The 14588-nt window shown below is 66.6% G+C and carries 12 protein-coding genes; 9 read left to right on the top strand and 3 right to left on the bottom strand.

From position 1 onward, the window contains the following. Positions 1-367: 367 nt before the first annotated feature. Positions 368-1597 carry an acyl-CoA dehydrogenase gene (locus N5D30_RS23950; RefSeq protein WP_279910983.1) on the bottom strand — a complete coding sequence of 410 codons (1230 nt, stop codon included), beginning with the start codon at positions 1595-1597 and terminating at the stop codon, positions 368-370. 132 nt (positions 1598-1729) lie between these two features. Here N5D30_RS23950 and N5D30_RS23945 point away from each other — a divergent pair, with 132 nt between their 5' ends. Then, the gene (locus N5D30_RS23945) at positions 1730-2659 is read left to right on the top strand and encodes a LysR family transcriptional regulator (protein WP_279904847.1); all 930 of its coding nucleotides are present in this window, start codon (positions 1730-1732) and stop codon (positions 2657-2659) included. 141 nt (positions 2660-2800) lie between these two features. Here N5D30_RS23945 and N5D30_RS23940 read toward each other — a convergent pair whose 3' ends face one another. Beyond that, positions 2801-3790, bottom strand: coding sequence for an acyl-CoA dehydrogenase family protein (locus N5D30_RS23940; protein WP_279910982.1), 990 nt, complete (start codon positions 3788-3790; stop codon positions 2801-2803). A 9-nt stretch (positions 3791-3799) separates the two neighbouring features. Beyond that, positions 3800-4567 (bottom strand): 3-hydroxyacyl-CoA dehydrogenase, encoded by a 768-nt coding sequence (locus tag N5D30_RS23935; protein ID WP_279910980.1) that lies wholly within the window; start codon positions 4565-4567, stop codon positions 3800-3802. 106 nt (positions 4568-4673) lie between these two features. Between N5D30_RS23935 and N5D30_RS23930 the strand changes: the two genes are divergently transcribed. The 8 genes from N5D30_RS23930 to N5D30_RS23895 all read left to right on the top strand — a co-directional run bounded on the left by N5D30_RS23930 (position 4674) and on the right by N5D30_RS23895 (position 14411). Next, the gene (locus tag N5D30_RS23930; RefSeq protein WP_279904850.1) at positions 4674-5054 is read left to right on the top strand and encodes a MerR family DNA-binding transcriptional regulator; all 381 of its coding nucleotides are present in this window, start codon (positions 4674-4676) and stop codon (positions 5052-5054) included. Between the two features lie 85 nt (positions 5055-5139). Beyond that, positions 5140-6303, top strand: coding sequence for an isovaleryl-CoA dehydrogenase (locus N5D30_RS23925; RefSeq protein WP_279910979.1), 1164 nt, complete (start codon positions 5140-5142; stop codon positions 6301-6303). An 80-nt stretch (positions 6304-6383) separates the two neighbouring features. After that, a complete protein-coding gene (locus N5D30_RS23920; RefSeq protein ID WP_279910977.1) occupies positions 6384-7991 on the top strand; it encodes a carboxyl transferase domain-containing protein in 1608 nt (535 codons plus the stop codon). A gap of 131 nt (positions 7992-8122) precedes the next feature. After that, positions 8123-8923, top strand: a complete 801-nt coding sequence (locus tag N5D30_RS23915; protein WP_279910976.1) for a gamma-carboxygeranoyl-CoA hydratase — start codon at positions 8123-8125, stop codon at positions 8921-8923. Then, positions 8920-10878 carry an acetyl/propionyl/methylcrotonyl-CoA carboxylase subunit alpha gene (locus N5D30_RS23910; RefSeq protein ID WP_279910975.1) on the top strand — a complete coding sequence of 653 codons (1959 nt, stop codon included), beginning with the start codon at positions 8920-8922 and terminating at the stop codon, positions 10876-10878. The genes N5D30_RS23915 and N5D30_RS23910 overlap by 4 nt, the downstream gene beginning before the upstream one ends. A 55-nt stretch (positions 10879-10933) precedes the next feature. Next, a complete protein-coding gene (locus tag N5D30_RS23905) occupies positions 10934-11836 on the top strand; it encodes a hydroxymethylglutaryl-CoA lyase (RefSeq protein ID WP_279910973.1) in 903 nt (300 codons plus the stop codon). A gap of 175 nt (positions 11837-12011) precedes the next feature. Then, positions 12012-13967 carry an acetoacetate--CoA ligase gene (locus tag N5D30_RS23900; protein WP_279910972.1) on the top strand — a complete coding sequence of 652 codons (1956 nt, stop codon included), beginning with the start codon at positions 12012-12014 and terminating at the stop codon, positions 13965-13967. A gap of 99 nt (positions 13968-14066) precedes the next feature. Then, a complete protein-coding gene (locus N5D30_RS23895; protein ID WP_279910971.1) occupies positions 14067-14411 on the top strand; it encodes a hypothetical protein in 345 nt (114 codons plus the stop codon). Positions 14412-14588: the final 177 nt, after the last annotated feature.

Here is a 14588-nt window from a genome sequence, read left to right as displayed (position 1 = left end):
ATCCAGGCCCTTCTGCTCGCTCTTCATGACCAGCGTCATGTCGAACAGCCGGGAGATTTCCTCGTGGCCGTTCAGGGTCGAAAAGCGCAGCGCATCGTCACCGAATACCGTGGTGACATTGAGGACTCGATTCATCTGCCCGCCTCCCTGCAAGCTACGCTGACCGTCACCCTCCAGCGACGGTCGTTTCAAGTGCGCGGATTTCACCCGAAGCAGACAGCCTCAACAAGGAGGCCCGTGCCATAAACGCCGAACAGGTCTCATCTTGAATCCCGATTCTGGGATGTCCGCCGCATCTCGCCGGGTGTCTCGAGCGGAAACGAAAAGGCCCGCGCTAGCGGGCCTCTTCCTGTTTACGGGACCAGCCTCAGCGGCTGGCCTTCATCGCTTCGCGCGGCACGTACTTGCCCACCTCGAACTTGCCGATGGCGGCGCGGTGCACTTCGTCCGGGCCGTCGGCCAGGCGCAGGGTGCGCTGCATGGCGTAGAAGTAGGCCAGCGGGGTGTCGTTGGAGACACCGGCGCCGCCGTGGATCTGGATGGCGCGGTCGATCACGTTCAGCGCGACGTTGGGCGCCACCACCTTGATCTGGGCGATCTCGCTCTGCGCCACCTTGTTACCCACTGTATCCATCATGTAGGCGGCGTTGAGGGTCAGCAGGCGGGCCTGGTTGATCTCGATGCGCGAGTTGGCGATGTGGTCGATGTTGCCACCCAGGCGCGCCAGCGGCTTGCCGAAGGCGGTACGGCTGACGGAGCGTTTGCACATCAGTTCCAGCGCGCGCTCGGCCATGCCGATGGAGCGCATGCAGTGGTGGATACGACCCGGGCCGAGGCGGCCCTGGGCGATCTCGAAGCCACGGCCCTCGCCGAGCAGCACGTTTTCGTAGGGCACGCGCACGTTCTCGAACAGCACTTCGGCGTGGCCGTGCGGGGCGTCGTCGTAGCCGAACACCGGCAGCGGACGAAGGATCTTCACGCCGGGGGTATCGGTCGGCACCAGGATCATCGAGTGCTGCTGGTGGCGCGGCGCGTCCGGGTTGGTCAGGCCCATGAAGATCATGATCTTGCAGCGCGGGTCGCAGGCGCCGGAGGTCCACCACTTGCGGCCATTGATGACCCACTCGTCACCGTCGCGCACGGCGTTGGCCTGCATGTTGGTGGCATCCGAGGAGGCCACGCCCGGCTCGGTCATGGCGAAGGCGGAACGGATTTCGCCGGACAGCAGCGGCTCCAGCCATTGCTGCTTCTGCGCCTCGCTGGCGTAGCGCACCAGGGTCTCCATGTTGCCGGTGTCCGGCGCGGAGCAGTTGAACGGCTCGGAGCCCATCAGCGAGCGGCCCATGATCTCGGCCAGCGGCGCGTATTCCATGTTGGTCAGGCCGGCGCCGTACTCGGATTCCGGCAGGAACAGGTTCCACAGCCCCTCGGCCTTCGCCTTGGCCTTGAGTTCTTCCATGATCGCGGTCGGCTGCCAGCGATCGCCTTCGTTGACCTGCTGCTCGAACACCGCTTCGTTCGGGTAGACGTGGGCTTCCATGAAGGCGGTGACGCGTTCACGCAGTTCCTGGACCTTGGGGGAGTAGGCGAAATCCATGGGGACACCTTGGTGGTTGGCTTCGATGGGGAATGATGCTAGAACAGCACCCACGATTTATCTAAGCTATTTTCCTGCCTTATCAACATTCATAAGCAATATGTGATGAGGCTTGATCCCGCGGAGAAGGCCATGAACTTGAACAAGGTAGACCTCAACCTCTTCATCGTCTTCGATGCCATCTATACCGAGGCCAACCTGACCCGCGCCGGGCAGATCGTCGGCATCACCCAGCCAGCCGTGTCCAACGCCCTGGCCCGCCTGCGCGAGACCTTCAACGATCCGCTGTTCGTGCGCACCGCCCAGGGCATGGTGCCCACGCCCATGGCGCAGAACATCATCGGCCCAGTGCGCAACGCCCTGCAGCTGCTGCGGGTGTCGGTGCAGGAGAGCCGCACCTTCGACGCCAAGCAGGCGAACAAGACCTACCGCATCAGCATGACCGACCTGTCCGAACAGATTCTGCTGCCGTCCCTGTTCCAGCGCCTGCGCCGCCTGGCTCCGGCGGTGCAGATCGAGAGCTTCCAGTCCAAGCGCCGCGAGACCACCAAGGAACTGGCCGCCGGCCGCCTGGACTTCGCCGTGGATGCTCCGCTCAACACCGATCCGCAGGTACGCCACGTCAAGCTGATGGAGGACCGCTACGTCTGCGCCATGCGCCCCCGCCATCCGCTGGCCAAGGACAAGATCAGCCTGGACGAATACCTGTCGCTGGCCCATATCCAGATTTCCAGCCGCCGCAGCGGCCTCGGCTACATCGACCTGTCGCTGGGCAAGATGGGCCTGCAGCGCAAGGTCGCCCTGCGCTCGCAGCATTACCTGATGGCCTCCACCGTGCTGCACAACACCGACATGGCGATGACCGTTCCGGAGCGCTTTGCCCGCCGCCACGGCCTGCATTTCGTCGACCTGCCGGTAAACGATGTGCCGGCACTGGAGACCCACCTGTACTGGCACGAGAGCACCGACCAGGACCCGGCCAACCGCTGGATGCGCGAGCAGCTGATCGAGCTGGCCCAACAGATCATCGTCCAGGAGAAGAAGGCTCCGGAGCCGGTCTGACGCGGTCCTGGACCGTAGGGTGCGCCGTGCGCACCGGGGATTGATTCGATACTCCCTGAAGCGGGGTGAGGGCATCATAGGCGGCTCGGAATAGCCTGGAAAAACCCTCACCCCGGCCCCTCTCCCACAGGCGGGGAGCACTCACAGGCTGCGCGCAATCACCATCCGCTGTACGTCGCTGGTGCCTTCGTAGATCTGGCACACGCGCACATCGCGGTAGATGCGCTCCACCGGGAAGTCCTTGAGGTAGCCGTAGCCACCCAGGGTCTGGATCGCCGCCGAGCAGACCTGCTCCGCCATTTCCGAGGCGAACAGCTTGGCCATCGAGGCCTCGGTCAGGCAGGGCTGGCCGGCTTCGCGCAAAGCCGCGGCGTGATGCACCATCTGCCGCGCCACGGCGATGCCGATGCGCCCTCCTTCCAGATTGCTCAACGCGATGCGATAGCCCTCATCCTCCTCGCCTAGGCGCAACGACGCCGGGATGCGCACTTCGTCGAGCTGGATCTGGCAGGTGTCCGAGGCGTGCTGGCCGAGCTTGTCCTCCACCCGCACCACCGAGTAGCCGGGCGTGTCGGTCGGCACGATGAATGCACTGATGCCCTTCTTGCCGGCCGCGGGGTCGGTCACGGCGAACACGATCACCAGCCCGGCGTGGCTGCCGGAGGTGATGAACTGCTTGGCGCCGTTCAATACGTAGTGATCGCCATCGCGCCGAGCGCGGGTGCGCAGGTCGCTGGCGTCTGAGCCGGCCTGGGGCTCGGTCAGGGCGAAGGCGCCGAGCATGGCGCCACTGGCCAGGGGCTGGAGAAAGCGCTGCTTCTGCTCCTCGCTGCCGAACTTGAGGATCGGCATGCAGCCCACCGAGTTGTGCACGCTCATGATGGTCGAGCAGGCGCCATCACCAGCGGCAATCTCCTCCAGGGCCATGGCGTAGGCCAGGTGGCCGGTCTGCGCGCCACCCCACTCCTCCGGTACCAGCATGCCGAGGAAGCCCAGGTCGGCCATTTCCTTCAGGGCCTCTACGGGGAAACGGTGCTCGCGGTCCCAGTCGGCGGCGAAGGGCTTCAGCCGTTCCTGGGCGAACTGGCGGGCCATGTCGCGGATCAGGATGTCCTGTTCGGCGGGAATCATCGGCTCACCTCACTTGGCTGCCATGCGCAGCGCGCCATCCAGGCGGATGACCTCGCCGTTGAGCATGGCGTTCTCGACGATATGGCGGACCAGCGCGGCGTACTCGGCCGGACGCCCCAAGCGCGGCGGGAACGGCACGTTGGCGGCCAGGGAATCCTGCACCTCCTGGGGCATGCCGGCCATCATCGGCGTCTCGAAGATGCCCGGCGCGATGCACATCACGCGGATGCCCGAGCGAGCCAGGTCGCGCGCCGCCGGCAGGGTCATGGCGGCCACGCCGCCCTTGGAGGCGGAATAGGCGCTCTGCCCCATCTGCCCGTCGAAGGCTGCCACCGAGGCGGTGTTGATGATCACGCCGCGCTCACCGCCCTCGTTCGGCTCGTTACGGGCCATGGCTTCGGCGGCCAGGCGCAGCATATTGAAGCTGCCGATCAGGTTGATCTCGATGGTGCGGCGGAAGCTGTCCAGGCCGTGGGCACCGTTACGACCGATGACCTTCTCGGCCGGCGCGATGCCGGCGCAGTTGACCAGCCCGTGTACGGCTCCGAAGGCCTGTAGCGCATCCTCCACAGCGGCACGGCCATCTGCCTCGCTGCTGATGTCGGCGCGCAGGAAGCGCGCCCGCTCGCCCAGTTCGGCGGCGGCCCTGGCGCCGGCCTCGGCATTGATGTCCAGCAACAGCACCCTGGCGCCCTGGCCCACCAGCTCGCGGGCGGTGGCCAGGCCGAGGCCAGAGCCGCCGCCGGTGATCAGGAACACGGAATCTTCGATGCGCACAGCCCACTCCTCATCCAGCGATGAATGTCGAATCGGGCCGGAGCCCGAGATTGACAGTCAGGCTGGCACAAGTTTACGTTAACGTAAAGGTAAATGAGAGCCGGTCATGTCTATCACCTATTCGATCTCCGATCTGGCCCGCGAGCTGGACGTCACCACCCGCGCCATCCGCTTCTACGAGGAGCAAGGCATGCTCGCCCCCGAGCGCCGCGGCCAGGAGCGCATCTACCGGCCCAAGGACCTGGTGGCCCTCAAGCTGATCCTGCGCGGCAAGCGCATCGGCTTCTCCCTCGCCGAGTGCAAGGAGCTGATCGACCTCTACGACCCCGCCAGCGGTAATCGCAGACAGCTGGAGACCTTCATGAGCAAGATCGCCGCCCGCCGCGCCCAGCTGGAGCAACAGCTGCTGGACATCGAACAGATGCAGCTGGAGCTGGACACTGCCGAAGAACGCTGCCTGGCGGCGCTGGCCGAGACGACCGCGTAGGGTGCGCGTGGCCGTCCAGGCCGAGTCCCTACCCAACAGACCCGGTGCGCGCGGCGCACCCCACGACAATAAAAGCAGGTGCACCATGAGCTACCCGACCCTCAACTTCGGTCTCGGCGAGACCATCGACATGCTGCGCGACTCGGTGCACCAGTTCGCCCAGGCCGAGCTGGCCCCGCGTGCGGCGCAGATCGACCGCGACAACGAGTTCCCCATGGACATGTGGCGCAAGTTCGGCGACATGGGCCTGCTCGGCATGACCGTGGAAGAGGAGTACGGCGGCACCGACATGGGCTACCTGGCCCACGTGGTGGCGATGGAGGAGATCAGCCGCGCCTCGGCCTCGGTCGGCCTGTCCTACGGCGCGCATTCGAACCTGTGCGTCAACCAGATCCGCAAGAACGGCACCCATGCTCAGAAGCTCAAGTACCTGCCCAAGCTGTGCTCTGGCGAGCACGTCGGCGCCCTGGCCATGAGCGAGCCCAATGCCGGCTCCGACGTGGTGTCGATGAAGCTGCGCGCCGAGAAGCGCGGCGACCGCTACGTGCTCAACGGCAACAAGATGTGGATCACCAACGGCCCGGACGCCAACACCTACGTGATCTACGCCAAGACCGACATCAACGCCGGCTCGCGCGGCATGACCGCGTTCATCGTCGAGCGCGACCTCAAGGGCTTCTCCCGCCACCAGAAGCTGGACAAGCTGGGCATGCGCGGATCCAACACCTGCGAGCTGGTGTTCGAGGACGTGGAAGTGCCGGAAGAAAACATCCTCGGTGGAGAAGGCCGTGGCGTGGCGGTGCTGATGAGCGGCCTGGACTACGAGCGCACCGTGCTCTCCGGCGGCCCGACCGGGATCATGAGCGCCTGCATGGACGTGGTGGTGCCCTACGTGCACGAGCGCCAGCAGTTCAAGCAGTCGATCGGCGAGTTCCAGCTGGTACAGGGCAAGCTGGCCGACATGTACGCCGGCATGAACGCCTCCAAGTCCTACCTGTACACCGTGGCCAAGGCCTGCGACCGCGGCGAGGAATCGCGCAAGGACGCCGCGGCGGTGATCCTCTACACCGCCGAGATGGCCACCAGGATGGCCCTCGATACCATCCAGCTGCTCGGCGGCAACGGCTACACCAACGAATACCCGGCCGGCCGCCTGCTGCGCGACGCCAAGCTGTACGAGATCGGCGCCGGCACCAGCGAGATCCGCCGCATGCTGATCGGCCGCGAGTTGTACAACGAGACCAAGTAACACGCGGGCAACCGTAGGGTGCGCCGCGCGCACCGGGAACATCGCATGGTGCGCATGGCGCACCCTACAGGAAGCAACATATGGCCATCCTGCATACCCAGATCAACACCCGCTCGCCGGAGTTCGCCGCCAACCAGGCAGCCATGCTCGCCCAGGTGAACGACCTGCGCGCCCTGCTCGCCCGCGTCCACGAAGGCGGCGGCGCCAAGGCCCAGGAGCGCCACACATCGCGCGGCAAGCTGCTGCCGCGCGAACGCATCAACCGCCTGCTGGACATCGGCTCGCCCTTCCTCGAAGTCGGCCAGCTGGCCGCCCATGAGGTGTACGGCGAGGACGTGCCGGCCGCCGGAGTGGTCGCCGGCATCGGCCGCGTGGAAGGCGTCGAGTGCATGATCATCGCCAACGACGCCACGGTGAAAGGCGGCAGCTACTACCCCCTGACCGTGAAGAAGCACCTGCGCGCCCAGACCATCGCCCAGCAGAACCGCCTGCCGTGCATCTACCTGGTGGACTCCGGCGGCGCCAACCTGCCGCGCCAGGAGGAGGTGTTCCCGGATCGCGAGCACTTCGGCCGCATCTTCTTCAACCAGGCCAACATGAGCGCGATGGGCATTCCCCAGATCGCGGTCGTGATGGGCTCCTGCACCGCCGGCGGCGCCTATGTGCCGGCAATGAGCGACGAGACCATCATGGTGCGCAACCAGGCCACCATCTTCCTCGCCGGCCCGCCCCTGGTGAAGGCCGCCACCGGTGAAGTGGTGACCGCCGAGGAACTGGGCGGCGCCGACGTGCACTGCAAGACCAGCGGCGTGGCCGACCACTACGCGGACGACGACGCGCATGCCCTGGCCATCGCCCGCCGCAGCATCGCCAATCTCAACTGGCGCAAGCTCGGCCAGCTGCAGAGCCGCACCCCGCTCGCCCCGCTGCACGCGACGGACGAGCTGTACGGGGTGATCCCGGCCGATACCAAGCAGCCGTTCGATGTGCGCGAGGTGATCGCCCGCGTGGTCGACGGCAGCGAGTTCGATGAGTTCAAGGCGCTGTTCGGCACCACCCTGGTCTGCGGTTTCGCCCATGTCCACGGTTACCCGGTGGCGATCCTGGCGAACAACGGCATCCTGTTTGCCGAGGCCGCGCAGAAAGGCGCGCACTTCATCGAACTGGCCTGCCAGCGCGGCATCCCGCTGCTGTTCCTGCAGAACATCACCGGCTTCATGGTCGGCAAGAAATACGAGGAAGGCGGCATCGCCAAGCACGGCGCCAAGCTGGTCACCGCCGTGGCCTGCGCCCGGGTGCCGAAGTTCACCGTGATCATCGGCGGCAGTTTCGGCGCCGGTAACTACGGCATGTGCGGCCGCGCCTACGACCCGCGTTTCCTGTGGATGTGGCCCAACGCGCGGATCGGCGTGATGGGCGCCGAACAGGCCGCCGGCGTGCTGGTACAGGTCAAGCGCGAACAGGCGGCTCGTTCCGGCCACCCGTTCAGTGACGAAGAAGAGACGCGCATCAAGCAGCCCATCGTCGCCCAGTACGAACAGCAGGCCCATGCCTACTACTCCAGCGCCCGCCTGTGGGACGACGGCGTGATCGACCCGGCGCAGACCCGTGACGTCCTCGGCCTGGCCCTGTCCGCCAGCCTCAACGCCCCCATCGAGCCGACCACCTTCGGGGTGTTCCGCATGTAAGGCCTTTTACTCCCCTCTCCCTTTGGGAGAGGGGCCGGGGGTGAGGGATGCCATGTGCAACTCGCCCTAGACCCTCACCCCAGCCCTCTCCCAGAGGGAGAGGGCGCACAACCGAGTTGCCTGGAGCCGCCATGACCGACTTCACTACCGTACAGCTTGAAACCGACCCGCGCGGCTTCGCCACCCTGTGGCTGAACCGTCCGGACAAGAACAACGCCTTCAACGCCGAGATGATCCGCGAGCTGATCCTCGCCATCGACGTGATCGCCGCCGACAAGACCCTGCGCTTCCTGCTGCTGCGCGGGCGCGGCAAGCACTTCTCCGCCGGCGCCGACCTGGCCTGGATGCAAGCCAGCGCCAGGCTCGACTACAACGCCAACCTCAACGATGCACGCGAGCTGGCCGAGCTGATGTACAACCTCAACGGCCTGAAGATCCCCACCCTGGCCGTAGTCCAAGGCGCGGCCTTCGGCGGTGCGGTGGGTCTGGTGAGCTGTTGCGATATGGCCATCGGAACCGAGGACTCTTTGTTCTCCCTTTCTGAAGTGCGCATCGGCTTGGCCCCGGCAGTGATCAGCCCGTTCGTGGTCCAGGCCCTGGGCGAGCGTGCCGCGCGCCGCTACGCACTGACCGCCGAGCGTTTCTCAGGCAACCGCGCCCGTGAACTGGGCCTGCTGGCCGAGGCCTACCCGGCCGCCGAGCTGGATGCCCAGGTCGAAGGCTGGGTCAACAACCTGCTGCTCAACAGCCCGCAGGCGATGCAGGCCAGCAAGGACCTGCTGCGCGAGGTCGGCAGCGGCGTACTCAGCCCGGCCCTGCGCCGCTACACCGAGAACGCCATTGCCCGCATTCGCGTCAGCCCCGAGGGCCAGGAAGGGCTCAACGCCTTCCTGGAAAAACGCACGCCCGCCTGGCAGGAGCCGCAAGCATGAGCCGCACGCATATCGATACCCTGCTGGTCGCCAACCGCGGCGAGATCGCCTGCAGGGTGATGCGCACCGCCAAGGCCCAGGGCCTGAAGACCGTGGCGGTGCACAGCGCCATCGACGCCCAGGCGCGCCACGTGCGCGAGGCCGATATCGCGGTGAACCTCGGCGGCGCCAAGCCGGCCGACAGCTACCTGCTGGTCGACAAGATCATCGCCGCGGCCAAGGCCAGCGGCGCCCAGGCCATCCACCCGGGCTACGGCTTCCTCTCCGAGAACGCCGGCTTCGCCCGCGCCATCGAGGCCGCCGGGATGATCTTCCTCGGCCCGCCCGCCTCCGCCATCGACGCCATGGGCAGCAAGTCGGCGGCCAAGGCGCTGATGGAAGACGCCGGCGTACCGCTGGTGCCCGGCTACCACGGCGAAGCCCAGGACGTGGAGACCTTCCGGGTCGCCGCCGAGCGCATCGGCTACCCGGTGCTGCTCAAGGCCGCCGCCGGTGGCGGTGGCAAGGGCATGAAGGTGGTCGAAACGGAGGATCAGCTCGCGGAGACGCTCGAATCCGCCCGGCGCGAAGCCCAGTCGGCCTTCGGCGACTCACGCATGCTGGTGGAGAAATACGTGCTGCAGCCGCGCCACGTGGAGATTCAGGTGTTCGCCGACAGCCACGGCAACTGCCTGTACCTCAACGAACGCGACTGCTCGATCCAGCGCCGCCACCAGAAGGTGGTCGAGGAAGCTCCGGCCCCGGGCCTGACGCCCGAACTGCGCCGCGCCATGGGCGAGGCGGCGGTCAAGGCCGCCCAGGCCATCGGCTATGTCGGCGCCGGCACCGTGGAGTTCCTGCTGGATGCCCGCGGCCAGTTCTTCTTCATGGAAATGAACACCCGCCTGCAGGTTGAGCACCCGGTTACCGAAGCCATCACCGGCCTCGACCTGGTGGCCTGGCAGATCCGCGTGGCCCGTGGCGAGGCGCTGCCAATCACTCAGGAGCAGGTGCCGCTGAATGGCCACGCCATCGAAGTGCGCCTGTACGCCGAGGACACCGATAACGACTTCCTGCCTGCCTCCGGCGACCTGAAGCTCTATCGCGAACCAGCCGCCGGCGAAGGCCGCCGCGTGGACAGCGGCGTGGCCGAGGGCGACACCGTCTCGCCCTTCTATGACCCCATGCTGGCCAAGCTGGTCGCCTGGGGAGAGGACCGCGAGCAGGCCCGCCAGCGCCTGCTGGCCATGCTGGAGGAAACCGCCGTCGGCGGTTTCGCCAGCAACCTGCCCTTCCTGCGCCGAGTGCTGGCCCACCCGGCCTTCGCCAACGCGGAACTGGATACCGGCTTTATCGCCCGTCACCAGGAACAACTGTTGCCGGCCGTGACCGAGCTGCCGGCCGAGTTCTGGCAATTGGCCGCCGAGGCCTGGCTGCAGAGCGAGGCGCTGCGCCGTAACCATGAGGACTATCACTCGCCCTGGGCTACCAGCAGTGGTTGGCGCTCCGGCCTGAGCGCGGAAACCGATTTGCACCTGCGCAGCGGCGAGCAGCGTCACACCGTGCATCTGCGTGGCCCGCTGCAGTCGAAGCTGCTGGACGAACAACTGTGGACCGAACAGGATGGCCTGCGCCGCGCACACCGGGCGATCCGCCGGGGTGATGCGCTCTATCTGGAATGGCAGGGTCGCCTGCACGAGGTAAGCCGCGTCGACCCGATCGCCGAGGCCGAAGCCAGCCACGCCCAGCATGGCGGGCTGACAGCACCGATGAACGGCAGTATCGTCCGCGTGCTGGTCGAACCCGGCCAGGCCGTGGAAGCCGGTGCCGCGCTAGTGGTGCTGGAAGCCATGAAGATGGAGCACAGCATCCGCGCGCCCCACGCCGGCACGGTCAAGGCGCTGTACTGCGTCGAGGGCGAGCTGGTCAGCGAAGGCGCCGCACTGGTTGAGCTGGAACCGGCTCCCACCACGTAGGGTGCGTCCCCATCGGAAAACACGGTGCGCACGGCGCACCCTACGGAGATACCTCATGAACCTGCCGCAACACGTCCGCCTGGTCGAAGTCGGCCCGCGCGACGGCCTGCAGAACGAGAAACAGCCGATCAGCGTGGCCGACAAGGTGCGCCTGACCGACGACCTGAGCGACGCCGGCCTGGGCTACATCGAGGTGGGCAGCTTCGTCTCGCCCAAATGGGTGCCGCAGATGGCCGGCAGCGCCGAAGTGTTCGCCGGCATCCAGTACAAGCCGGGAGTGATCTACGGCGCCCTCACGCCCAACCTCAAGGGCTTCGAGGCCGCCGTCGAGGCCGGGGTCAAGGAAGTGGCGGTATTCGCCGCCGCCAGCGAGGCCTTCTCCCAGCGCAACATCAACTGCTCCATCGCCGAGAGTCTGGAGCGCTTCGTGCCGGTGATGGAAGCGGCCAAGGCCCACGGAATCACCGTGCGCGGCTATGTGTCCTGCGTGCTCGGCTGCCCCTACGAGGGCGAAGTGGCGCCCGAGCAAGTCGCCGCCGTGGCCCGCGAGCTGTTCGCCATGGGCTGCTACGAGGTGTCCCTGGGCGACACCATCGGCACCGGCACCGCCGGCAAGACCCGCGCGATGTTCGAGGTGGTCGGCCGCGACATCCCGCGCGACAAGCTGGCCGGGCACTTCCACGACACCTACGGCCAGGCCCTGGCCAATATCTACGCCAGCCTATTGGAGGGCATCGCTGTGTTCGACGCCTCGGTCGCCGGCCTCGGCGGCTGCCCCTACGCCAAGGGCGCCACCGGCAACGTCGCCAGCGAGGACGTGCTCTACCTGCTGCAGGGTCTGGACATCCACACCGGCATCGACATGGAGCGGCTGATTGCCGCCGGCGCGCGCATCTGCCAGGTGCTCGGCCGCGATAACGGCTCGCGGGTGGCCAGGGCTTACCTGGCCCGCGCCTGATCGCTGTCAGCTTTTCCTGACAGCCTGTAAAGCCTCGCCACGGCGGCGAGCGTGCCCCGTAGCGCCTGGCGCACGGCCAGAAGCCGCGACAGGCATCGTGCCATGTGAGGCAGATGCGCCATCGCCTCGCCCCAGGCCTTAGGCTAGGGCCAACAAGAACCATCGAGGAATCGAGATGCTGCAACCGCTCTGGACCCCTTCTGCCGAACGCATCGCCGCCACCCGCATGGATGCCTTCCGCCGCTTCGTCAACCAGCAGCACGGCCTGCAGTTGGCCGACTACCCGGCCCTGCACGCCTGGAGCGTGAGCGAGCGCGAGTCCTTCTGGCAGGCCATCGCCGACTTCTTCGAGGTACGCTTCGGCGCCCAGCCCGAAGCTGTGCTGCGCGAGGGTGTGGCCATGCCCAGCGCCCACTGGCTCCCTGGCGCCACGCTGAATTTCGCCGAGCACCTGCTGCGCCGCCGCGACGGCACGCCGGCGCTGATCGCCATCGGTGAGGACGGCTCGCGCGAAGTGCTCAGCCACGCCGACCTGGCGGCCCACGTCGCCGGCCTGCAACGCAGCCTGAAGGCGGCCGGCGTGGGCATCGGCGACCGGGTCGCGGCCTTCATGCCCAACACCTGGCAGACCGTGGTCGGCATGCTCGCCACCGCCAGCCTCGGCGCCACCTGGTCGAGCTGCTCGCCGGACTTCGGCACCCAGGGCGTGATCGACCGCTTCGGCCAGATCGAACCCAAGGTGCTGATCGCCGCCGCCGGCTACCGCTACGCCGGCAAGCACCTGGACCTGACCGACAAGCTCAACGAAATCCTCGCCCAGCTGCCGACCCTGCAGCAGCTGGTGGTGGTGCCCTACTCCCGGCCCGAGGCCAGAACAACTGATTACAAGTCAGTTGCTCAACCCGCCCTGTGGGGCGACTTCTATCAGCCCGACGGCGAGCCCGAGTTCACTCCGGTGGCCTTCGAACAGCCGCTCTACATTCTCTATTCCAGCGGCACCACGGGCGTGCCCAAGTGCATCGTCCACGGCGTCGGCGGTACCCTGCTGCAGCACCTCAAGGAACTCGGCCTGCACAGCGACCTGGGCGAGCGCGACCGGCTGTTCTACTACACCACCTGCGGCTGGATGATGTGGAACTGGCTGGCCTCCGGCCTCGCCGTCGGCGCCACCCTGGTGCTGTTCGACGGCTCGCCTTTCCACCCGGGTCCGGAGCGCCTGATCGACCTGATCGACGCCGAGGACATCAGCCACTTCGGCACCAGCGCCAAGTACCTGGCCGCCCTGGAGAAGGCCGGCGTGCGCCCGCGCGACAGCCATCGCCTGGACAGCCTGCGGGCGATCTTCTCCACCGGCTCGCCGCTGGCCCACGAGAGCTTCGACTACGTGTACCGCGACATTAAGGCCGAGCTGTGCCTGTCCTCCATCTCCGGCGGCACCGACATCGTGTCCTGCTTCGCCCTCGGCAACCCGGTGCTGCCGGTGTGGCGCGGCGAGCTGCAAAGCAAGGGGCTGGGCATGGACGTGCAGGTGTGGAACGACGCCGGCCAGGCGGTGACCGGCGAGAAAGGCGAGCTGGTCTGCGCCCGCCACTTCCCCTCGATGCCGGTGGGCTTCTGGAACGACGCCGACGGCGCCAGGTTCCGCGCCGCCTACTTCGAGACCTTCCCCGGCGTCTGGGCCCACGGCGACTACGCCGAGGAAACCGCCCACGGCGGTCTGGTGATCCACGGCCGCTCCGACGCGGTACTCAACCCCGGCGGCGTGCGCATCGGCACCGCGGAAATCTACCGCCAGGTGGAAAAGGTCGAGGAAGTGCTGGAGTCCATCGCCATCGGTCAGGACTGGCAGGGCGACGTGCGCGTGGTGCTGTTCGTGCGCCTGCGCGACGGCGTGCCCCTGGACGATGCGCTGCGCCAACGCATCTGCGCCACCATCCGCGCCAATACCACGCCACGCCATGTACCGGCCAAGGTGATCCAGGTGGCCGACATCCCGCGCACCATCAGCGGCAAGATCGTCGAACTGGCCGTGCGCAACGTGGTACACGGCCAGCCGGTGAAGAACACCGACGCCCTGGCCAACCCGCAGGCGCTGGAGCTGTACCGCGACCTGCCCGATCTGCGGGACTGACCATCCCTCCCCGGCGGCGCCCCGCAGCGCCGCCACCCTTGGTCCCTGAAGCCTGACGGGCTACGTTCGTGCCTTCTTCCATTCCATCCGTGACAACCCATGAATCTGGACCGCACCCGACAGCTTATTCGAGAAGACATCGACCGGGATAACCCTCGGGAAAGTCTCGTTCATATCCTTGAATCGGTCCTGGAACTGCTCTCGCTGCCCGACAACGATTTCCTCTGGTCATCCTGGAATGATGAACACGAGGCGAAACAGGAGATCGTGGAACTGATCGCCACCTTGGGGAATGGCGCCTTGCCGGAAAGGGCGATGGTCTCTTGGCTGTTCGTTCCCACGGGGCCATTGCAGGAGGTCAGCCTCGGCAGCGGCTGGGGCGACGTGTTTATCTCGGTATCCGCAAAATACGATGAAGTCGAAGCACTGCTGTGGGAGGAATGAGGCCAACAGGCGAAATCAGTAGCCACTGCTCAGAGTCGCCTAATTATTCTCGTAATCATTCAGTATCTCTTCCTTGAGAAGTCGCATGTTCAAGATACTCAAGACTTCCGTCGTTCTTTGGGCATGGGGATGCTGGGCCTGGGCCGCCTATAGCCATCAGTGGATCTGGCTGATTGC

Source organism: Pseudomonas sp. GD03875, from assembly GCF_029840585.1.
Lineage (GTDB): Bacteria > Pseudomonadota > Gammaproteobacteria > Pseudomonadales > Pseudomonadaceae > Aquipseudomonas > Aquipseudomonas paralcaligenes.
Note: the sequence above shows the minus strand (reverse complement) of the source record. Positions and strands in the feature narration are given on the sequence as shown.